General features: G+C 53.7%; 17 protein-coding genes, 1 pseudogene and 1 riboswitch. Of the genes and pseudogenes, 15 read left to right on the top strand and 3 right to left on the bottom strand.

Annotated features, from left to right (window positions below):
* The first annotated feature begins 13 nt into the window (after positions 1-13).
* Positions 14-198: riboswitch (cobalamin riboswitch) on the top strand.
* 93 nt (positions 199-291) lie between these two features.
* Together cobU and AC5S26_RS00195 are read left to right on the top strand one after the other, a co-directional pair.
* Positions 292-825, top strand: coding sequence for a bifunctional adenosylcobinamide kinase/adenosylcobinamide-phosphate guanylyltransferase (cobU, locus tag AC5S26_RS00200; protein WP_494182825.1), 534 nt, complete (start codon positions 292-294; stop codon positions 823-825).
* Entirely contained in the window at positions 822-2279 is a 1458-nt protein-coding gene (locus AC5S26_RS00195; RefSeq protein WP_494182824.1) for a cobyrinic acid a,c-diamide synthase CobB, read from the top strand. The genes cobU and AC5S26_RS00195 overlap by 4 nt, the downstream gene beginning before the upstream one ends.
* A 13-nt stretch (positions 2280-2292) precedes the next feature.
* Here AC5S26_RS00195 and AC5S26_RS00190 read toward each other — a convergent pair whose 3' ends face one another.
* Positions 2293-2463: a hypothetical protein gene (locus tag AC5S26_RS00190; protein ID WP_494184632.1), complete on the bottom strand. Its 171-nt coding sequence runs from the start codon at positions 2461-2463 to the stop codon at positions 2293-2295.
* Between AC5S26_RS00190 and AC5S26_RS00185 the strand changes: the two genes are divergently transcribed.
* The 13 genes from AC5S26_RS00185 (at position 2431) to AC5S26_RS00125 (ending at position 17043) form a co-directional block, all read left to right on the top strand.
* Positions 2431-4779: a TonB-dependent receptor gene (locus AC5S26_RS00185; protein WP_494184586.1), complete on the top strand. Its 2349-nt coding sequence runs from the start codon at positions 2431-2433 to the stop codon at positions 4777-4779. The two genes, AC5S26_RS00190 and AC5S26_RS00185, sit on opposite strands and share 33 nt — an antisense overlap.
* Positions 4780-5868 (top strand): nicotinate-nucleotide--dimethylbenzimidazole phosphoribosyltransferase, encoded by a 1089-nt coding sequence (gene cobT, locus AC5S26_RS00180; RefSeq protein ID WP_494182823.1) that lies wholly within the window; start codon positions 4780-4782, stop codon positions 5866-5868.
* Positions 5865-6623, top strand: coding sequence for an adenosylcobinamide-GDP ribazoletransferase (gene cobS, locus AC5S26_RS00175; RefSeq protein WP_494182822.1), 759 nt, complete (start codon positions 5865-5867; stop codon positions 6621-6623). The genes cobT and cobS overlap by 4 nt, the downstream gene beginning before the upstream one ends.
* On the top strand, positions 6620-7186 hold the full coding sequence (locus AC5S26_RS00170; protein WP_494182821.1) for a histidine phosphatase family protein: 567 nt from the start codon (positions 6620-6622) through the stop codon (positions 7184-7186). Before cobS ends, AC5S26_RS00170 begins: the two co-directional genes overlap by 4 nt.
* Positions 7186-8016, top strand: a complete 831-nt coding sequence (locus AC5S26_RS00165) for a hypothetical protein (protein ID WP_494182820.1) — start codon at positions 7186-7188, stop codon at positions 8014-8016. Before AC5S26_RS00170 ends, AC5S26_RS00165 begins: the two co-directional genes overlap by 1 nt.
* Positions 8013-8588: a cob(I)yrinic acid a,c-diamide adenosyltransferase gene (locus AC5S26_RS00160; protein WP_494182819.1), complete on the top strand. Its 576-nt coding sequence runs from the start codon at positions 8013-8015 to the stop codon at positions 8586-8588. Before AC5S26_RS00165 ends, AC5S26_RS00160 begins: the two co-directional genes overlap by 4 nt.
* Positions 8570-9277 carry a 5,6-dimethylbenzimidazole synthase gene (bluB, locus tag AC5S26_RS00155; protein ID WP_494182818.1) on the top strand — a complete coding sequence of 236 codons (708 nt, stop codon included), beginning with the start codon at positions 8570-8572 and terminating at the stop codon, positions 9275-9277. The genes AC5S26_RS00160 and bluB overlap by 19 nt, the downstream gene beginning before the upstream one ends.
* Complete coding sequence (locus tag AC5S26_RS00150; protein WP_494182817.1) at positions 9274-10863, top strand: cobyric acid synthase; 1590 nt, start codon at positions 9274-9276, stop codon at positions 10861-10863. Before bluB ends, AC5S26_RS00150 begins: the two co-directional genes overlap by 4 nt.
* Positions 10860-11828: an adenosylcobinamide-phosphate synthase CbiB gene (gene cbiB / locus AC5S26_RS00145; RefSeq protein WP_494182816.1), complete on the top strand. Its 969-nt coding sequence runs from the start codon at positions 10860-10862 to the stop codon at positions 11826-11828. The genes AC5S26_RS00150 and cbiB overlap by 4 nt, the downstream gene beginning before the upstream one ends.
* A complete protein-coding gene (locus AC5S26_RS00140; RefSeq protein ID WP_494182815.1) occupies positions 11825-12928 on the top strand; it encodes a pyridoxal phosphate-dependent aminotransferase in 1104 nt (367 codons plus the stop codon). Before cbiB ends, AC5S26_RS00140 begins: the two co-directional genes overlap by 4 nt.
* A 1007-nt stretch (positions 12929-13935) precedes the next feature.
* Positions 13936-14523 (top strand): hypothetical protein, encoded by a 588-nt coding sequence (locus AC5S26_RS00135; RefSeq protein ID WP_494182814.1) that lies wholly within the window; start codon positions 13936-13938, stop codon positions 14521-14523.
* 14 nt (positions 14524-14537) lie between these two features.
* Complete coding sequence (locus AC5S26_RS00130) at positions 14538-15209, top strand: phthiocerol/phthiodiolone dimycocerosyl transferase family protein (RefSeq protein WP_494182813.1); 672 nt, start codon at positions 14538-14540, stop codon at positions 15207-15209.
* A 457-nt stretch (positions 15210-15666) separates the two neighbouring features.
* Complete coding sequence (locus AC5S26_RS00125; RefSeq protein WP_494182812.1) at positions 15667-17043, top strand: hypothetical protein; 1377 nt, start codon at positions 15667-15669, stop codon at positions 17041-17043.
* Between the two features lie 396 nt (positions 17044-17439).
* Here the strand turns inward: AC5S26_RS00125 and AC5S26_RS00120 are convergent.
* Together AC5S26_RS00120 and AC5S26_RS00115 are read right to left on the bottom strand one after the other, a co-directional pair.
* Positions 17440-17590, bottom strand: a pseudogene (locus AC5S26_RS00120) (IS110 family transposase); the annotation flags it as partial.
* Positions 17591-18114: 524 nt separating this feature from the next.
* A complete protein-coding gene (locus AC5S26_RS00115; protein WP_494182811.1) occupies positions 18115-20313 on the bottom strand; it encodes a glycoside hydrolase family 3 C-terminal domain-containing protein in 2199 nt (732 codons plus the stop codon).
* Positions 20314-20328: the final 15 nt, after the last annotated feature.

Below are 20328 nucleotides of genomic sequence, written 5' to 3'. Positions count from 1 at the left end.
CGAGGAGGATGATAGACTCCAATCAATTCCAGGTGCCCTGACTCTAGGGTGAAAATGGGAATCCGGTGAGAATCCGGAACTGCCCCGCAGCGGTATTCAGGAACGAACGCTCAATAATGCACTGGTCCGACGTGGACTGGGAAGCTGAGCCAGTAGGAAGCCTGTAAGTCCGAAGACCTGCCAGGAAAGATCGCACACGCCTCCGCGGGGAGACGAGGTCGCAGTGGTTCATCTGGTCACTTCGGGAACCGTTGTCTCCTTCGCTAATCTCAGCACAGGCTAGGGAGTTGCATGATGGTGACGCTTGTTCTCGGTGGTGTTCGCAGCGGCAAAAGTGGTTATGCGCAACGACTCGCAGAACGTGCAGACAATGTCACATTTGTGGCCACTGCTGAGGTTCGGGACGACCCCGAAATGCAATCCAAGATCGATCGCCATCAATCGGAACGCCCAATTCATTGGAAGACCATAGAAGAGCCCGTTGGCCTCGCGAGGGTTTTGTCAGCGCCGGATGAGTCGTCGCAAGTCATCCTGATCGACTGTCTTACTATCTTCGCTGCAAATATACTTGAGCGCTTCGGTGACAACACTACCGCAACCCATACAGAAATCGACGCCTTATGTGGCGCTCTTAGCCACGCCCCATGCAATATCATTCTTGTCTCAAACGAGGTAGGAAGTGGCGTCGTTCCAGCGTACGCTTCAGGCCGTCGATTTCGAGATCTCGTCGGCGAGATCAATCAGAGAGTGGCGGTGCTTGCGGATAACGTCCTCTTTATGATCGCCGGGCTGCCGTTAGTGCTAAAAGGAGACGCGCAGCTATGACAGGATTTCTCGTTGCGGGGACATCCAGCGGCGTCGGCAAAACTACTGTCACATTGGCCATCACGGCCGCATTGCGTGGCCGGGGGCACGTGGTCCAACTGTTCAAAGGTGGTCCAGACTTCTTAGATGCTGGGCATCATACCCGCATTGCTGGGCGAAGATCACGCAACCTGGATACCTGGATGCTGAGCTCCGAGAACAATCGCAATATCCTGCGACGCGCTTCGCAGGGTGCGGATGTCCTTGTCGTCGAAGGAATGATGGGCTTGTTTGATGGGAAGAATGGGACTGGAAAAGGAAGCAGCGCCGAGATTGCCAGCCTCCTTAAACTGCCAATTGTGCTGGTCGTTGACGCAAGCAAATCGGCTCAAAGCATCGCTGCCGTCGTCCTTGGTTTTGAGATGTTTGATCCGGAACTGCGATTTGCTGGGATTATCCTCAACCGCGTTGGGAGCGAGCATCATTTTCGATTGCTCGAAGCGGCAATTCTCGATCGATGCAGAACGCCAATACTCGGATGGCTGCCAAGAGAATCCGCTATCTCAATTCCAGAGCGACATCTCGGTCTTCGTACCGCAGAGGAATCGCAAGACGAAGAGTCGACATGCCAATTTACCAAACTCGCCAGCGCAGCCGAGAGCCACCTATCTCTCGATTGGCTTCTCTCTCTGCAATGTAGGCTTGATCTGAAATCCGACTCTATGCCCCAGGCCAGAACGGAAGTAAGAGCACGTATCGGCGTGGCGTTCGATCCTGCTTTCAGCTTTTATTACGAGGATAATCTGGATCTTCTACGCGAACAGGGAGCTGAAATTGTGAAGTTCAGCCCTTTGCACGATTCCGATCTGCCGCCGATGCTGGATGGGCTCTATTTGGGTGGCGGATATCCTGAACTCTATGCAAAAGAGCTAAGCGGCAATACGACAATGCTCGCTGCGATTCGCGAGTTCGCAAAGTCCCAACGTCCCATATATGCAGAGTGTGGCGGCATGATGTATCTCGCCGCAGCGTTAACCACGAAAGATGGCACCCTCCATGAAATGTCTGGAGTCTTGCCATGCCGCGTCGAGATGACCCCTCATCTCAAAAGCTTTGGTTACGTTACCGTCGCATTCACACAAGATTGCTTGCTCGGACCGGCAGGCACAACCATTCGTGGTCATAGTTTTCATTACTCTCAAATGGCTGCAACACACGGTCTATCGAGCAATTACCGGGTCAGCTATTCGCTCTCTGCACGACTGGAGCGAGAAGGCTTCGGCGTCTCCAGCGCAAATCTATTGGCTAGCTACATCCATCTCCATTTTCTTTCCAATCCTACAGTTGCTGAGCATTTTGTCGAAGCAGCCATCTCACGTCGAGAAAGACGGCTTGAGACGGGCGACATACAAGGTGGGATATCAACCTCTCCGCTAGGAGCATTTTCGAGGGGAACCGGTGTACAGACGTATTGATTGTCATCTTGGACTATTTGTGCTGATTCTTCACCTTGATCTTGTGCAGCAGATCAAAACTGCCAGTGCGCAGACCATACAGACTCGCAGCAATTTCGTTGATGTCTGTTGTACCGCACATGGATTCGTCAAAGATCCACTCGGTGCGAATGTGCCGAATGCCTCTGTCGAGCTTCTCGATCAAAACGGTTCCGTTGTGTTAACAGTCCATGCGGGTTCAGACGGACTATATCAAGTCAGGGTCCCTAAGCCTGGGCAATTTCAGTTGCGAACTCATGCGAAGTCCTTCAATACCACGACTACGCCGCTACGATTGTTCGTTACCAATAGCGATCTCCGCCTGGACCTAACGCTTTCGACACCGACGCTGACTGAGGCGATTACGGTCACGGCTACAGGGACACCGACACCTTTGGCACAGGTTTCGGCCCCGGTTACCGTCCTGACCTCAGCGCAGTTTCCCCACTCGAACGACATTCAGGAACCCTTGCGGTATGTCCCAGGGGTACAAGTTACGCAGACCGGGCAGAGCGGCGGGACAAGTGGCGTTTCCATCCGCGGCGGAGCGACGAACACTGCGAAGGTTCTTATAGACGGCGTTCCTGCAAACGATATCGGTGGAGCAACAGAGTTCGCCAACATCTCCACGGTAGCAATTGACCGCATTGAGGTGTTGCGAGGACCGAATAGCGCACTCTACGGCTCCGACGCACTTGCCGGAGTTGTGTCGTTGACGACGCGCCGCGGATCCACAGTGACACCCCGGCTGGACTATTCTGCCGATGGCGGCAACTTCAGTTCTTATCGCCAGGAAGCCGCCTTGAGTGGGATTGTCCAAAGGCTGGACTATTTGGCGGACTTTGGACGCCAGGATACCCACAACAGCATTCCATCAAATACCTTTCATAATGCAACCTTCGCCGGCAACTTCGGCTATCAGCTCAATTCCACAACGGATGCCAGGTTGACGTATCGTCACGTGGCAACATCGGGGGGCAAGCCGAACGCGATTTTACTCTACGGTATTCCGGATGCAGCTGGTTCTAAGGAGCAGGACCAGTATGTGAGTGTCACGCTGAACAATCAGACCACTGATCGCTGGCATAATCTTCTTCGGTACGGCGGACTCCGTCTCAACTATGAATACTCCGACTACGCACCTACTGGCATTCCGCTACTAAATCCTGACGGCAGCGTGAAGTACTATCTCGGGGCACCGGTCACGATTCGAGGAGCAAACGGTTATAGCGTCAGTGGGCAAGCCATTTTTCAACGACCCACGACTATTTTCCCAAACTTTACGACGAATGCCACCAGTCGCGATTTTGTTTACGTGCAATCTGACTATCGGCTGTCCATGCATACCATTGCGCTGGGAGCCTTCAAATTCGAAAACGAGCGCGGATCTTCAATTTCTACCGGTAGCAGTCCAGGTTTCGCTAATCGGGGTAACTACAGCTACATGATGGAGATTCAGGGGGACCTGCAAAATCGTTTTTACTACACGGTTGGTTCCGGTCTTGAAGACAATGCAGCGTTCGGATTTGCCACGACACCACGCGCCGCCATTGGCTACTATCTGACGCGTCCCGGCGCTGGTCACCTTTTTAGTGGAACCAAAGTGCATGCGAGTTTTGCCAAGGGCATTAAAGGCCCAAGCATTTTTCAGCAGAATAATTCGTTGCTGAGTTTGCTTGCGATCAGTCCTGCGACAGCGCCTTTGATCGCCCAATACAACATTGACCAGGTTGGGCCTGAGACTTCCAGAAGCTACGATACAGGGCTCGATCAGGAATTCGCCCACGGTCGAGGACGCCTCGGACTCACATACTTTCACAATGAATTCGGAAACACGCTTGAGTTTCTCTCGCAGACGGCACTTATCAGTTTCGGCGTACCCGCAGCCGCTCTAACCAGCGTTGCAGGAGCTTACGTAAACTCGCTCTCCTATCGAACTCAGGGTCTTGAGACGCAGATCGAGCTCCAGTTGGGAAATCATTTTTTCGCACGAGGAGGCTATACGCTCCTCGATGGTAAGGTGCAAGACTCTTTTGCAAGTAGTGCGCTAAAACCGGTGTATAACACCGCATACAACTTTGGTTCAATTCCGATCGGCAGTTCCGGTCCTTTGAAGGGAAATCGCCCCTTTCGCCGTGCACGTAACTCGGGCTACTTCGGAATTCAATACAGCCGTAGTCGATTTTCGACATCACTCAGTGCAACGATCGTCGGCTTACGCGATGATAGCGACTTTCTGACGAGCGACCCCAATGGTAAGCCAAATCTTCTTCTGCCCAACCAGAATCTTGATGGCGCGTATCAACGGCTTGAGTTATCGGGTGACTATCACGTAACCAGCTACCTTACTGCCTATGCACAGATCCAAAATCTTCTGAGTCAGCACTACAGCGAAGCATTCGGTTATCCGGCGCTCCCTCTCAACTTCCGCGCCGGCTTTCGAGTGTCGCTGGGAGGAGAAGCGTGGAGGGGGCGTCACTAGATGGAAACAGCAAAGATCTCATTCGAGAATGATTTTCTAAATGCCTGCGCTCGAGTTGTACCTCTAAGTCCGGAAGCGTTTGCCTTTGCTCGTGCACGTTTGGATACGTTAACAAAGCCTCTAGGGAGTCTCGGTCGGCTTGAAGATATAGCGGCACAATGGATCGCAATCCGGCAGAGGGATCCGGCAGCTCCGATCCGTAAAGCCGCCTATGTATTTGCGGCGGATCATGGCGTTACGGTTGAAGGCGTCAGTGCTTACCCGCGTGAGGTAACGCACCAAATGGTTCTAAATTTCCTCGGCGAAGGCGCGGCCATCAATGTACTCGCAAGCTTGCACGGTGCGACCCTCCACGTCGTGGATGTAGGCGTAGATGCGGATTTGAGAGGCCACCCGCGCCTTATTCATAGAAAGGTAGCTCACGGGACGGCAAACATGGCTTGCGATGCAGCTATGACCGACGAAGAAGTCTGGCGTGCCCTTGCGGCTGGACTCGAGCAGGCAAACGAAGCCGCAGCGGCTCGACAAAATTTAGTCGCGATTGGTGAGATGGGTATCGGAAACACCACCTCGGCATCCGCGATCACGGCTGCACTGACTGGTGTTTCCGCCGATCTTGTTACCGGTACCGGAACAGGTATCAATGATGCAGTACGGATGCACAAAGCCGCGGTCGTTAATCGTGCTCTCGAGCGACACTTTGAGAAGATTTCGCACGCTGATCCCATAGCAATCTTGAGAAATGTTGGAGGGCTGGAGATCGCAGCCATGACCGGGATGGTCGTGGGCCTGGCGAGTCACCGGATCGTGGCTCTGTGTGATGGGTTCATCTCTACGGCCGCCGCCGCTCTAGCTGTAGCTCTTCAACCGAACATTAAGGGTTATTTGATGGCTGGTCATCAGTCTCTCGAGCCAGGACACCGCTTGCTTCTTGACTACCTCGGCATCGAGCCCTTGCTGTCGCTGAACATGAGACTGGGTGAAGGGACCGGAGCCGTCTTAGCCATGTCGATCGTTGAATCCGCCGTCTCGCTTTATTGGAAGATGGCAACGTTTGAATCCGCCGGGGTTAGCGAGGTCTCCGGATGACTAAGAGCCTGAAGAGCGTTAGCGGGGACTTGGCCTCAGCGGTCCAATTTCTGAGCGTTGTGCCCTTGCCGAGTGTTGACTATCACCCTGACGCGCTTTCTCGCGCAGTAAAGTATTTTCCTTTAGTCGGTGCCCTCATCGGCGGTGCGGCAGCACTTTTGAATCTGGTTCTCATTCGGCATCTACCGCGGCTAGCCTCCGCTTTTGTCGTGGTGACCCTTCTGGTCTTGGTTACCGGTTGCCTTCATGAGGATGGACTAGCGGACGCCGCCGATGGATTTGGCGGCGGCCATACTCGAGAAAAGATCCTACTCATCTTTAGAGACAGTTGTATCGGCAGTTACGGAGCCGTAGCGGTATGTCTCAGTATTGTGGGGCGGATCATCCTGATTTCATCATTGCCGGCCCGCCATATCGCCGCATATTTAATCGTTGCGAGCGTTCTTTGCCGCTGGACTGTTTTACCTCTTAGTTGCTTTCTGCCGTCAGCTCGCGAAGGCGAAGGTCAAGGGGCTCGCATTGCAAGGTTAACAACAAGATGGTCTTTGATTATAGGGACGCTCTTTGCCTTCACGTTAACTGGTGTTGTTCTTCGTTGGCAGGCTATTGTTCCCATCGCCGCTTCGCTCCTCGTCACATATTTAAGTGGTCGATTTTACTTCAAGAGGATAGGCGGCATTACGGGAGACTGCTTCGGAGCTACTATGCAGCTTACCGAGATAGCCGTCTACTTGTGCGGGGTTTGGGGCGTATGACTGCAAATAGATTGCTTCTTCTCATTCGCCATGCTGAGACGGATTTCTCCGGGACCTTTTGCGGTCACTCCGATCCGCCAATCAATGAGAAAGGTCGCCTGCAAATCGAGCATATGATGCTTGGTTTAAAACCATACAAATTGGATGCTGTTTACAGCAGCGACCTTCAACGCGCTCTTTCGACCGCCAATGCCATAGCGACGTTCTTTGCAGTCCCATTGCGTATTACAAGCAGCCTTCGGGAGATAAGCTTCGGTGATTGGGAAAATTCGACATGGGAAGAAAATGAAAGACGCGATCCAGCGTATGCGCGACGCTGGGCCTCGGAGTTTCCCAGACTTCGTGCTCCGAATGGCGAAGAGTTCTCATCCTTTGAAGAGAGAACGCTCACTGAGTTCGATGCAATTAACGCTTCTAACCAGAATGCGGCTATCGTGACACACGCGGGCGTCTTGCGCGCGATTTTAACCCAGCGCTTAGGATTGAGTGATGATGAAGCTTGGTTGCGTACGAAAAACTACTGCGGCGTGTTCGATTATCCCAACCGGGATCGGAGTTTGTGATGCCAGATCGTGTAGATGTGCGGGAACTCATCGCTTGGGGATTGGATGATAATGAGTTCCGACCGAATACCGACACGCAATCTCGTGAGATAGATACTGCTCGGAGTCAGATCGCCAAACGGGAATCCCTCATCTTCGATGACGCCATACTCGGGGAGGTTCCAGGGGAGCTGGCTGGCTTGATTGAACGGGTTTTGGAACGGTTCGATCTTCAGGAAGAGATGGAAGGGCTTGATTGGACAATCGGAGTAGTAGATTTGTGTCGGCTACACGTCTTTCAACGCCGCCTCATGCTAGATGGTCGGCGCCCTTATCTGGAGATTCCGAATGCGAACAATTGGCCCGCACTCTTCGAATTTGCATTCCCTCCAGCTGCTCCAGTCGAGTATAGGAGGCTTGCTTCCAGTGGATCTGAGCTAGTTCTGCAATCGGAGAATCCTAATTTTCAGGTCCGCACGTCTGCCACATGTGATCGGCATCCCATACAGCTTCACGGCGGCAGTCCTTTTTTTGAAGTAGCCGAGTTTCGCGGCCGGTGGTTTCTGCGAGATGGCTATCATCGCGCCTATCGTCTGCTGCGCGGTAACGTACAGTATCTCCCCGCGGTTATTGTCCGAGCCAGGACACTTGCCGAGCTGGGACCAGTGTATCCATGGTTCTTTCCGGAAGAAACGCTCTTCGGATCCGCTCCTCCATGCCTCATCGACTTTCTCGATGACAGCCTCACAATCAACTATGTCCGCCCGCGTCTCCTCAAGACGCTCCGCGTCATCATTGAGGAAAACCTCGTGGCGGCCACTCCCACAGCTATTCAAGGAGCGCCACAATGAGTATTTCAACTAAACGGGGCGATGGGGGCCAAACTGGCCTCGCCGGTGGAATTCGCGTATCAAAAGCAGATCTTCGGGTCGAAGCATACGGTTCTGTCGACGAACTAAATACCGTGCTCGGATTTGCCCGAAGCATTTGTACTAATGAACAAATCAAAGCGTGGACGGAAACAATCCAGCGAACGCTGTTTCGTCTGGGCTCCGCTTTGGCGACGCCCCCTGAGAGCAAGAAGCAGCCTCCTTTAATCAGTCCCGAAGACATCGACATGTTAACCGATCTCGTTCATCAGATTGAATCGGTCGAGGGTGTTCTAAGCGACTGGTCATTGCCCGGAGCACATCGTGAATCTGCAGCCTACGAGGTCGCGCGTACGGTTTGCCGCCGAGCAGAACGCGCTGCTGTTCGTTTCGTTGAGAACGGAGGTTCCGTAAAGCCCGAGATCATCGCCTTCCTTAATCGTTTGTCGGATGCGATCTGGTTATTTGGTCGTCTCATTGAATTCAATGCAGGCGTTGATGCGCGATTGCGTCCCGAGGACAAAGCTGGTCCGAAATGGTCAAGGGCGTGGTAGTGGCAGCTAAGGTAGAGAACGGTGGGCAAGTGGGGGCTTTTGATGAAGCCCAACGAGAGGCGGTGTATCGCGTCATCGGGGAGCGGCGGGACGTGCGGCGCGGATATTTACCGACGGTACTCCCCGAAGAACTATTGACGCGTCTCCTCGCGGCCGCTCACAACGCGCCATCCGTAGGATTGATGCAGCCCTCCCGCTTCATTATTATTCGATCGTTTGAGGCTCGTACCAAGATCCATTCGGCTTTCAGCGAGGCCAATGCGCACGCAGGAGCAATTTACCAAGGAGAACGGCGAGAACACTACGCAAGGCTAAAGTTGGAGGGTATCCTCGAAGCCCCGCAAAACCTTTGTGTCGTCTGCGATCCGCAAAGCAAACAAGGTCATGGACTCGGGCGTCAAAGTATTCCTGAGACCGCTATTTACTCGACAGTCTGTGCCGTACAGAATCTCTGGCTTGCTGCACGAGCAGAAGGAGTAGGGGTAGGGTGGGTCAGCATACTGTCTCAAGATGCGCTTCGCTCTATCTTAGGCATTCCGGATCACATTGTTCCAGTCGCCTACCTTTGCCTTGGCTACGTGGATAAATTTGCAGGCGAGCCTGAACTTGAACGTGTTGGATGGGAGCGGCGAAAGCCTCTTCAAAGCTGTGTGTCATATGAGACCTACACTGCGGGATCAAAGGCATGAGAGCCCGCGCCATCATGGTCCTCGGAACGAGTTCGCATGTGGGAAAGTCCCTCATGGTGGCTGCACTCTGTCGAATTTTTGCCAAGCATGGTGTGCGTGTCGCGCCGTTCAAATCGCAGAACATGTCTCTTAATTCTGCAGCGACGATCGAGGGCCTCGAAATCGGCCGGGCCCAAGCGCTCCAAGCGGAGGCGGCGGGTATTCCTGCTTCTGTTCACATGAATCCAATTCTCTTGAAGCCAAGTGGGAGAATGCGCTCTCAGGTTGTAGTTTGCGGGAAAATTTGGGGCACTCTTTCTGCTGCGGACTATCACTTGCGGCGGGTTGATGAGCTTCTACCTCGCGTGCAAGAGAGCTACGAATACCTCGCCGAGCGATACGACGTGATCATTCTTGAAGGGGCCGGATCACCCGCTGAAATCAATTTGAAGCAACACGATATCGTAAATATGCGTATGGCGAATCTAGCAGATGCTGCTTGCCTTCTGGTGGGCGATATTGATCGTGGTGGTGTTTTTGCTTCGTTGTTGGGTACTGTCGAGCTCCTTGACCCAGAAGAACGGAAGCGTATTTATGGATTCTCGATTAATAAGTTTCGCGGCGACCAAAAGCTGCTCGAACCTGGTGTTCGCATGATTGAAGAGCGCCTCCAGAAACCTTGCCTCGGAGTCGTACCACATCTGGACAATCTTGATCTCGACGAAGAGGACTCTTTCGGACTACTCAAAATTGAGACCACAGGTTGGGAGCCTAGCAATTCTCGGGACCGTAAGCTGCGAATTGCGGTAGTGGCTCTTCCCTCATTTTCTAATTTCACTGACTTCGACGCGCTTCGCGCCGAGTCGTCCGTTTCGCTTCGTTTTGCCAGGACCGCTGAACAGCTTCAACACGCGGACGTTCTGATCCTGCCAGGAAGCAAGCAGACAGCTGATGATTTGATCTGGTTGATGGATCGCGGCATTGATCGCGTTGTCCGAGAGCAAGGGCGACAAGGTCTTGTTGGGGGTATCTGCGGTGGTATGCAGATGCTCGGCGAAAGTATTTCCGACCCATCCGGGGTAGAGCGTAGCGGACTGGTTCCTGGTCTGGGGCTACTTCCAATACACACTACGATGCATCCACAGAAAGTGACGAGTATCTCAACCGGCAGAGTGACGGCGGCTTCGCTCTTCGGCCAGGAGATTCCCTCAATCTCTATCGCTGGGTACGAGATTCATATCGGCGAGACAACTTATTTAGCCAATGCTGAACCTTTCGCGGAAATCACACGTGGCACAGCGTGCGGAGGCTATAGAGATGGTTGCGTCGCGCGAGACGGCCGCATCTTTGGTACCTATCTTCACGGGCTATTTGATCAGGATGCTTTTCGTCATACATTCCTTAGCGCCGCGCGCGAATTTCATCAGTTGGCTCCTGCGGCAGATTTCAACTCATGGCAGGCGATGCGCGAAACATCTCTCAACCGATTGGCTGCCGAGGTTGAAGATGCCCTCGATATGAAGAGAATTTTTACCTGGGTCGACCTTACTTACGCAGGCCCGGTTTTCGAAACTGGATCGCATCCAGATCATCGGATCGCCGAATGAAACGCACCTACCTCTTGCCAGCGGCATATCTCATTGATTCATTTGCGGGAGACCCCGAATGGTTTCCTCACCCTGTGCGTCTCATGGGGATTGCCATTGCGAACTGGGAGAGAGTCGTGCGCCGACCCGGTGACAGTCCATGTCGTGAGTTCTTCGCCGGGACTGCCCTCACAGCCGGTGTAATCACTTCTTCGTACTATCTGGCACGCATTGTTATCCAACTGGCCTATCGAAGATCGCGGTTACTCGGATGCTCAGCAGAACTAGTACTCGCGTGGACTTGCTTAGCCGCTCGAAATCTCCAGCAGGAGGCGCAGGCTGTTTTGGATGCGCTAAGTCAGGAGGATATTGTCCAGGCGCGCGAGCGCCTGGGACGTATCGTAGGTCGAGATACACATTCTTTGGATGAGAATGAGATCAGCCGGGCACTTATAGAAACACTTGCAGAGAGCGCCTCTGACGGAGTTGTCGCACCCATTCTTTATCTCGCCATAGGTGGAGTCCCGCTGGCTATGGCATATAAGGCTGCCAATACACTTGACTCTATGATTGGTCACCGCGACCAACGGTATCTCTACTTTGGTAAGGCCGCTGCACGAATAGATGACGTTGCCAACTACATACCATCCCGAGTTACGGCACTCTCCGTGATCGCTGCTTCGGCACTCTCCGCGAATGCCCGGCCTCGGGCTGCTTGGGATGTGTGGTTACAGGATGGAGGAAAGCATAAGAGTCCGAATGCCGGCCAACCTGAAGCGGCAATGTCCGGCGCGCTTGGCGTGCGGCTCGGGGGAGACAACCGCTATGGTGGCGAACTTATTTCGTCTCCGCGAATGGGGGAGGAATTTCCTGAGGCAAGTCCAGCAAAAGCAAGGGAGGCAATTCGGCTAACCACTGTTGCTGCCATAGTCGGATTAGCTGTTGGCCTCGTCTTCGCCGCGGTCTCAAGGCGAGGCAATACATGACGACGGACATCAACGTTCCAGCACACGGAGGGCAGCTACGTCAGATTGCCAAACGCTTCGGCGTTTCTGCGTCTGAATTGCTGGATTTTAGTGCAAACATTAATCCAGAGGGCCCGCCCGCTTCAGTGATTCAGGCGATGAAGCGAGCCCTCAATGATCCCACAACATTGAGCCAGTATCCCGATTTGGATGAGCGTGAGCTTAGGCTTTCAATTGCCCAATACGCTGATGTTGCACCGGAATCGGTAGCTGTTGGAAATGGATTTGTCCCTCTACTAGATGCGGTTCTAGCTATTCTTCGAATCCGAAGATGTCTCCTGCCCGTACCTTCGTTCGGAGAATATCGCGATGCTCTCCTGCGCGCCGACGTCGCTGTAACGCCATACGTCCTTGATCAAGAATTGGAGTTTCGTTATCAGCCAGATCACCTACTCGAGGTACTTGCGACTGATGGTCATGATTCAATCCTTCTCGCTAATCCTCAAAACCCCACTGGCGTTCTCTCTAATCGCGCCGAGCTCCTCAACTTTATTGAAAGGGCGGCCAAGCTCAATATTTGGGTCTTGTTGGACGAAGCATTTATTGACTATGCGCCGAACGACTCAGTAGTGAGTGAAGTGGAAAGCTTTAGGAATTTGATCGTGTTCCGCTCCGTTACAAAATTTCACGGAATCCCAGGTTTACGTGTGGCATATTCGGTTGCGAATAACGAGATGAATGGATTTATCCGACGCCACCTTCCGCCCTGGTCGATCACAACCCTCGCTGCGATCGGCGTTCAAGTCGCGCTTGCCGATACGGCATATTCACAACGTACGCTACGGCTCAATCATGAGCGTCGAATAAAACTAGTTGCAGACTTGAAAGCGCTGGGTCTGCACAGCTATCGTGCGGCTGCCAACTTCGTTTTGGTTCGCTTTCGTGCACCGGAAGAAGCACGAGTCTGCTGGGAAAACCTGGTTCGCGAACACCGCATAGTTCTTCGTAACTGCGCGAATTTTGAAGGGATAACTCGTGACCATCTTCGGTGCGCGGTGCACGACGAAGACCAGAACGCCCGTCTCTTAGAAGCCCTCAAAATTCAGCTCAGGCTACGCTAGCAACACCAGATCAGAGACGAGGGATACTTCGAGATCGCAATTGCCCCTTTCCAGTCTAAGGAGTGCAGAGGGCAGGAGCGAACGTTAGGCGGCCACATCGATGTGCTCGTTAGTCGAAGTGACCAGCTGCCTCTCATGAATCTCAGCCATGGTGTCATAGGTTCTATTGGCACGGACTGCCGCCGCTTCCGGCACAACCGGTTGCTTTATTTTGCTATTTGCCTGTTGGTTTTGCCAAAGACAGCCTAGAGAGACATTAGATAGAGCGCCAATCTGACCACGGTCGATGAGGAAACTACCGCGGACAGTATGTTGAACAGAAGGCGTTTTTTCGGAACAAAGTCGGATAATGCGGCGGCCATTCTATTCCACATCGCGGAGCGCCACCCCGTCCGGGAACCAACTGGTATTCGAAGTTTCGTTGAGTTTGCAAGTTGAACCTGGTTAACGGGGGAAACAAAAGTCGGAGATATAGACACAGGATGCCTCTTTTCTTGCGCTATCTCGACGCCAATGCGACTGGCGCGGGAGCCTGGATAGCGACCTCTGCCTATTGCCTATGCAGATGTCGGTGATGCGGGACCAATGCCTTCCATTCGCACTGATCGAGGAAGCCAGCACGTGCACGGACATCTATCCATCTCCGCATAATGAATGTGCACGCATAGATAACACGGAAGACAACGTATTTATTCCGTGCGTTCCTCGACACACGAGTAGCGCAGCTAATTCATGCGGTGGCTGGAAGCATATGGAGTAAAAAGAAACGCTCCCTGTTATTCATGCGTGCACATTTATCAGGCAGAGATGGATAGATGTTTTGTGCGCACCGGTGTTCCGCATGGTCAGCATGATGGAATGCAGGTAGTGCTATCGGGCGACATCTGCCAAACCACAAATGCAGAAGTTGCAATTTGCCAGATTCAAGCTCCTTAGGAGCTTTTAGGTAATGATTCCCGCGCTCGTTTGCTTTGATGTCGGAATCAGGCTAAATAGAGAGGTGTGCTTTGCCTATATCCCCAATATTTGTCTCCCAAGACGACCAGCTTCAGTTCGCAAATACAACCAAACTTCGCGATCTCGATTCGTTTGAAGAGTTCTTTTGGCTTATTGCGCAAAGCGCTAATATGTCCCATTCCGTTGTCGTCGATGTGATTGGTCCCACAACGGTTGAGCAATGGTGGGAAGCAATGGAGGCTGTGCAAACTCGTTACCCCCTTTTATCAGCATCAATAAGGAAGATCCCCGGTAAGCGTCCATTCTTTGAAAGGGTAGAGGGGGCCTCGATGCCTTTTCGGCTCTCTCCACTTCCCGGCTCCATGGTGCTCGAACAAGAAATGGAAATTGAGTTGGAGAAATCCTTTGGCGACGGAAGCGGCCCTCTCACGAGGGCAACACTCTTTCACGCTCCAGATCGCTCGGTGATCATATTTACAACACATCACAGCAGCTTAGATGGAAAGTCTCACCTGCTTCTAGTTCAGGATTTGCTCGCTCATGTCGCAGGGGAAGAGCTAGGCAAACCTCTCGAGGTACAGCCTGGTCTGGCGCAACTGCTTGGTTACCAGCACCTATCGAGTATGCAAAGAACATAGGCGGAAGACTAAAGGTGGCGAAGAGTGAACTTGAGCTCGCCCCGGTCCGTGTGCAACGCCTGCAACTCAGTGTAGAAGAGACGTCGGCCTTAGTGGAGCGCGCAAAAAAAGAAGGAACTACGGTACATACGGCGCTAATTGTCGCACTAGCCTTAGCGGGACAGCGTTATTGCGAAAAGTGGAATGTAGAGCCAATACGCTGCATGTCTCCCATTGACATGCGAAAGGCGCTAAATATCCCCGGTGCACCAGGCTTATTGATTGGAGCACATAGTGGTTCTGTGCCGATTCGAGAAGGAGCCTCATTTTGGAGTATGGCAAGAACAGTAAAAAAAGATATGTTGGCGACTCATGGTATTGTTGGGGCTCGACAACTGATGGGTGCGCTATCTTCGATGGTCGCGGAAGAACATAATCCGAATGATCTGTACTTTTCTGTTATTAATGGACCGTTGATGCACGAGTTGATGGTAACTAACTATGCAGGATACAAAGTGCGCACACTATACGGAAACCTCAAAATCGACAATCTTTTTACTGGTAGCCCTTCGGTCACCGCGCCTCTGCAAAAAGTGTCAGTGCTCACCTTGAATGGGAGATTGGGAATGACGCTTGTGGCTCGAGATTTGTTTCCAAACATGTTAGACGATGCACGCGAGATCCTGCTAAATGCCTCGCGCGATTAAGGATCACATTGTATATACCTTGATCTGAAGTTCGAAAGAGTACTGCGAGAACTTTCAGCTTGTACTCACGCGCCGAAAGAAATTTCTCAACGCTCTGAGTGTGATCGGAACCAAAGGCTCTCAAGGCCGATCATTATGGTGTAGTTTAGAGACCCACTGACACCAAGGCTGTGCGTCCTGAAGCATCTACATGTATTAGTATGAAGAATCTAAGAGAGGCTTTGACAAAGGCAGCTGTGGTAGTGTGCTTAGGACGCGACAAGATGTGAATTACATCGACGGCTATATGGCCGGGGCCGCCCCTCGGAGCGTGACGAAACTGCGGCGATCTGAAAGCGAAAGTTCGATGAGAAAGATCGTCGCATTCCCAACGATCGCGTTTCCGGCGTCATCGCGGCGTACCCAATGTGTTGCTGCATCGGATGTAAGAAAATAAACATATAACCAACAGAATTAAATGACCATTATGGAAAAGAAGCAAATTGAAATTGCAGCCAAGGGGGCAGACTCATCCCCGATCACCGAAACCATGGAGTCGAACTGCCTATTCACCCGGCGTGAAATATTGGCAATAACCGGTATGGTCGGTTTGACCGCCTTGACCGGTGTCGTACCCATTGCTGTTGCGCAGACTGCGCAAAAACGGCCTCGGATCGCCTGCCTCGTCAGCTTTTGGGGTCTCCCGACTTCACATGCGGACTGGATCGTCAATAAGCTGATAGACGGTTATTGGTGGAAGGGAGCCCACACCCCATCGCGGGTGGACGTGGTGTCCGTTTACGTCCATCAGCTGGATACAAGTCTGCTGGCTCAGAAAGTATGCAAAGCGAAAAACATTCCGATCTATAAAACAGTAGGTGAAGCCGTTACGCTGGGCGGCAAGGAACTTGCGGTGGATGGTGTTGTCATCGTCTGCGAACACGGGAACTATCCAACCGATCTCAAGGGACACTGGCTTCTTCCGCGTTGGTGGATCTATCAGCAGGTGATCCGGGTCTTCGAGCAGAGCAAACGTTCGGTACCGGTGTTTAACGACAAGCACCTTTCCTACAACTGGGACGATGCCAAGTGGATGTTCGATAAATCCCGTGAGCTGAACTTTCCCCTCACCGGCGGATCCTCCATCCCGGCCTACTTCCGCAAGCCCGAGATCGAGCTCGCTCCCGATACGCCGATAAAGAACTCAATCGTCGTCGGAAGCTCGCCGGATGAGGGAGCCATTTTCCATTGTGTCGACGTGCTGCAGGCATTTCACGATCGCCGCAAGGGTGGTGAGACGGGTGTGAAGTCTGTGCAGTCCATTCGCGGGTCTGAGACGTGGAAGTGGGTCGAACGCACTTCGTGGGCCAGCAATCTGCTCGAAGCAGTGCGGAAGAATTTCGACTTGAAGCAGGGACACTTTCAGGAAGGCCGGAACCCGAACGTCTGCATCGTGGAATACAACGACGGGACCAATGCGGCGGTCATTTCAGGCGTGGGTGTGGGCTGGACCTACGCTGGCGAAATCGAAGGACAGAAAGACCCGACGATCGTCTCAATGCTTGGCTGGCCCGGCCCCATCTCGCAGTACCATGCTGCGAACGCCCACGAGCACTGGATCACCGAGATGATGCTGACCGGAAAGGAACCGTTCAATGCGGAGCGGCTGCTTCTGTCAACCGGGATTGTAAACCACTACATGGATTCAAACTGGGAGAACGGTCGTTACTCTGCCGTCGGACGCCGTGTCGAGACGCCGTTCATGAACATGAAATATCACTCGAGACACGGACCGCTCTTTGAAGCGGGACCGCGACCGCCGAATACCCCCTACATACGGGGTTTTGAATCGTAGGCTCTCCGCGGGCTGTGACGGACACATTTCTCAGCACAACTACTTCGTTCTGATCTTTAGATTAGCGAAATAACCCTCAGTGGAAAGCTCTATCCACAATGCAACGCCGCCTCGCTGGGGCGTGAGCTTCAGATCGTTGACTATAAGGCAAGGTCGCTGGGCTCCGTTCACGTAGAGCCGCGCCTTGTTCCCTTCCATTTCGAGCTTGTACTTCGTCCAGACACCGGGCTCTAGGTCAACGTACGATTCATACTGCCCAGGGGCCTCCTTCCGCAATCGGGCCCAGTCAAGATCCGGGTAGGAGCTGTACTGCGTGGAATGATTGCGCCTGAGCTGGTCGTCGGCGCCCCGAGTTCAAGGGATGCAAGTTCATCACCGAAGGCACGGATGTATGCACCCGATCAGCGACGTCTGCATGTTGGCGGCGTACGTTCAGCAGCTGTCGTTGTGTGAACTTCTTCCGCACCAGCACCTTGCCGGCTACACCCAGCGCTACCAGGTGAAACGTCGTCTTGCCAAGATCGATGCCAACCGAAACTATATGCATATTTATGATCCTTCTTATTAGAACTGCCACCACGATCAACCTTCCCAAATAGGTCAATCAAGCGGCGGACCATCTCATTAGTCGGCTTCTCGGACAAATGACCCTCGGCGGCTAAATCCGGAGCACGCGACACTCAAAACAGGAATGGCCCTTTCAATCATGAGGGGGTCATTGCTGTTCCCGAATCATTCAGCCAGCATAGGTCGAGCGACAGATTACTTCCGAGAGGCGCGTTTCACGGTACCAACGAGCGTCGAAACGCGGCGATCATGTGTCCAGATCTGCCTCTGAGGTTGAGTTGATCTGTTCGCCCAGCAAAATAGTGGCGATTCAGTTCCTTGTGGTCGACATCTTCTATCGACTCAAAGGCAGCAAGTTCCCTACTGATTTCATCAGGCCTGAAAACAATCGAAAGGGTTCGCCTATGCTTACTATGATGGTCGGTTCACCTCTCTCAGTCGAACTCGTCTCCTGCCATGAGCTCTGACTCCGCACTTTCGGCCCCTGGCCCGCGAATACATTGTTTACTGCACTGCTACGTCGACATGGGAGCGGAGGCGGATGTCGTTCGATGCCGTGCCAATCATGACGTCAAAGACGCCCGGCTCGACGCGAAATGCTTTGGACTGAATATCGTAAAAGGCGAGCACGGAGATTGGTAGATCGAACTGAATGTGTTTGCTCTCGCCGGGCTGGAGAGTGACGCGCTCAAAGGCGCGGAGACTCTGGATGGGCTGATAGGTGCTGCTCTGCTGCTGATGGGTATAAAGCTGGGCCACGTCTGAGCCTTCGCGGTCGCCGACGTTCTTGAGGTCGAAGGAGACCTGAATGGTGTCGGCGGCCGCGCCGGTAGTGGCGGAGAGCTTCAGGTGGCTGTAGTCGAAACGGGTATAGCTGAGGCCATGGCCAAAAGCATAGAGGGGAACACCCTTGAAGTAGAGGTAGGTATATCCCTTCGAGATATCGTATTCATTTTGCGGAGGGACACCGTCCAGGCTGGCGTAGACCGTATAGGGGAGATGGCCGCCGGGATTGTCTTTGCCGAAGAGTGCGCGAGCGATGGCAATGCCTCCCGCTTCGCCCGGATACCATGCGTCAAGGATGGCGGGCAGATGATCGTTCGCCCAGGTGACGGCGAGTGGGCCGGCGTTCATCAGGACGAGAACGGTCTTTGGATTAGCAGCATAGACGGCTTCGAGAAGCTGCTCCTGTGCTCCGGGAAGATCGAGATTGCGGCGGTCGCGACCTTCGGCCTCGACGTGTAGGTTGGTCCCGAGGAAGAGAAGAGCGACATCGGACTTGCGGGCGAGGTCGGCGGCGCGGGCGATGGCAGCGGGATCGACGGCGTCGGTAAAACCTACTCCCTTCTCGTACTGCACCTGTACACCGGTACCGAGCAGATCGCGGAGTCCGGTCAACGGGCCAACCTTGCGTGCAGGCTTGCCATAGTAGTTTCCGGTCTCGTACTCGTCGTCCCCGGCCGGGCCGATCACTGCGACGGAGTGGATCTGCTCTTGTTTGAGCGGAAGGAAGTTGTTGCGATTGCTGAGGAGAGTGATAGACTCTTCCGCTGTCTTGAGCGCGAGTTCGAGATGCTGCGGCGAGCGAACTACGGAAGTTGGAATTCTGCTGTAGGGACTAGTGCCAGGAGGATCGAATACATTCAGGCGGAAGCCGACGCGCAGAACTCGAGCGAGGGCGCGATCGACGTCGCCAGTCGTGAGCAGGCCGCGCTGCACTGCGAGCGGGATGTTGGTCTCGAACTCGGTATCGTCGGAGTCGTTACCTGCCTTGATAGCAAGAGCGGTGGCCTCAACGGGATCCTCTGTGAGGCGTAGGCCCGTCTCTGTGGACCCTTTGCGACTGCCGGTGAGTAGGGCAACAGCTCCGAGGTCGTCCGTCACGAAACCGTCGAAGCCCCACTGACCGCGAAGAATATCGGTGAGAAGGCGATGGTTGACGGCGTCCGGCGTGCCGTTTACGGCGTTATAGGAGGACATCAGCGATTGAGGATGGGCCTGGGTGACGACGGTCTTCCACTGGGCCAGCCAGTACTCCATCAGGTTGCGGTCGTCGACCTCGGCATTGAGGTGTTGGCGACCGTTCTCCACGTTATAGACAGCGTAGTGCTTGATCGTGGCGGCAAGCTTCAGATGATTGGGATCGTCACCCTGTAGGCCGCGAACATAGGCCACGCCCATCTGCCCGGTGAGGAAGGTATCCTCGCTGAAGACCTCCTGGATGCGGCCCCAGCGGGGATCGCGGACGAGGTTGATGACTGGCGAGCGGTAGACAAGACCGTGGCGGGAACGCGGCCCTTCGGCTCCTCTGTTATAGAGGGCTCGGGCCTCGTCCGACATGGCATCGGCGATGGTATGAACGAGAGCGGGGTCCCAGGTCGCTCCCATAGCGATGGTCGCAGGGAAGAGAGTGGTGGGCTCCTTGGACCAGACACCGTGAAGAGTCTGGTTCCAGCCGCCCCACATAGGAATATTGAGGCGGGGAATGCCGTTATTCAGGTGATTGAGCTGCGCCGCCTTCTCTTCAAGGGTGAGGCGGCCAATCAGGTCAGCCACGCGCTTGTCCGTGGGCTTTGAAGGATCAAGATAAACCGGCCGTGCTGCGGGCTGTGCGAGTGCGGCGGCCGAACCGGCGAGGAGCGTCAGGCTGAACAGACAGTGCTTCGTTGCAGTGAAGCGTACGGAAAATGGGCTGCGGTACATGGCGCTCCTGTGGCG

The organism is Edaphobacter sp. FHG110511_03 (assembly GCF_059115365.1).
Note: the sequence above shows the minus strand (reverse complement) of the source record. Positions and strands in the feature narration are given on the sequence as shown.

What these genes read in the sequence shown, in the direction of transcription:
- cobU (WP_494182825.1), top strand. Translation starts at nt 292, where the DNA reads ATGATGGTGACGCTTGTTCTCGGTGGTGTTCGCAGCGGCAAAAGTGGT.
- AC5S26_RS00195 (WP_494182824.1), top strand. Translation starts at nt 822, where the DNA reads ATGACAGGATTTCTCGTTGCGGGGACATCCAGCGGCGTCGGCAAAACT.
- cobT (WP_494182823.1), top strand. Translation starts at nt 4,780, where the DNA reads ATGGAAACAGCAAAGATCTCATTCGAGAATGATTTTCTAAATGCCTGC.
- cobS (WP_494182822.1), top strand. Translation starts at nt 5,865, where the DNA reads ATGACTAAGAGCCTGAAGAGCGTTAGCGGGGACTTGGCCTCAGCGGTC.
- AC5S26_RS00170 (WP_494182821.1), top strand. Translation starts at nt 6,620, where the DNA reads ATGACTGCAAATAGATTGCTTCTTCTCATTCGCCATGCTGAGACGGAT.
- AC5S26_RS00165 (WP_494182820.1), top strand. Translation starts at nt 7,186, where the DNA reads ATGCCAGATCGTGTAGATGTGCGGGAACTCATCGCTTGGGGATTGGAT.
- AC5S26_RS00160 (WP_494182819.1), top strand. Translation starts at nt 8,013, where the DNA reads ATGAGTATTTCAACTAAACGGGGCGATGGGGGCCAAACTGGCCTCGCC.
- bluB (WP_494182818.1), top strand. Translation starts at nt 8,570, where the DNA reads ATGGTCAAGGGCGTGGTAGTGGCAGCTAAGGTAGAGAACGGTGGGCAA.
- AC5S26_RS00150 (WP_494182817.1), top strand. Translation starts at nt 9,274, where the DNA reads ATGAGAGCCCGCGCCATCATGGTCCTCGGAACGAGTTCGCATGTGGGA.
- cbiB (WP_494182816.1), top strand. Translation starts at nt 10,860, where the DNA reads ATGAAACGCACCTACCTCTTGCCAGCGGCATATCTCATTGATTCATTT.
- AC5S26_RS00140 (WP_494182815.1), top strand. Translation starts at nt 11,825, where the DNA reads ATGACGACGGACATCAACGTTCCAGCACACGGAGGGCAGCTACGTCAG.
- AC5S26_RS00125 (WP_494182812.1), top strand. Translation starts at nt 15,667, where the DNA reads ATGACCATTATGGAAAAGAAGCAAATTGAAATTGCAGCCAAGGGGGCA.
- AC5S26_RS00115 (WP_494182811.1), bottom strand. Translation starts at nt 20,313, where the DNA reads ATGTACCGCAGCCCATTTTCCGTACGCTTCACTGCAACGAAGCACTGT.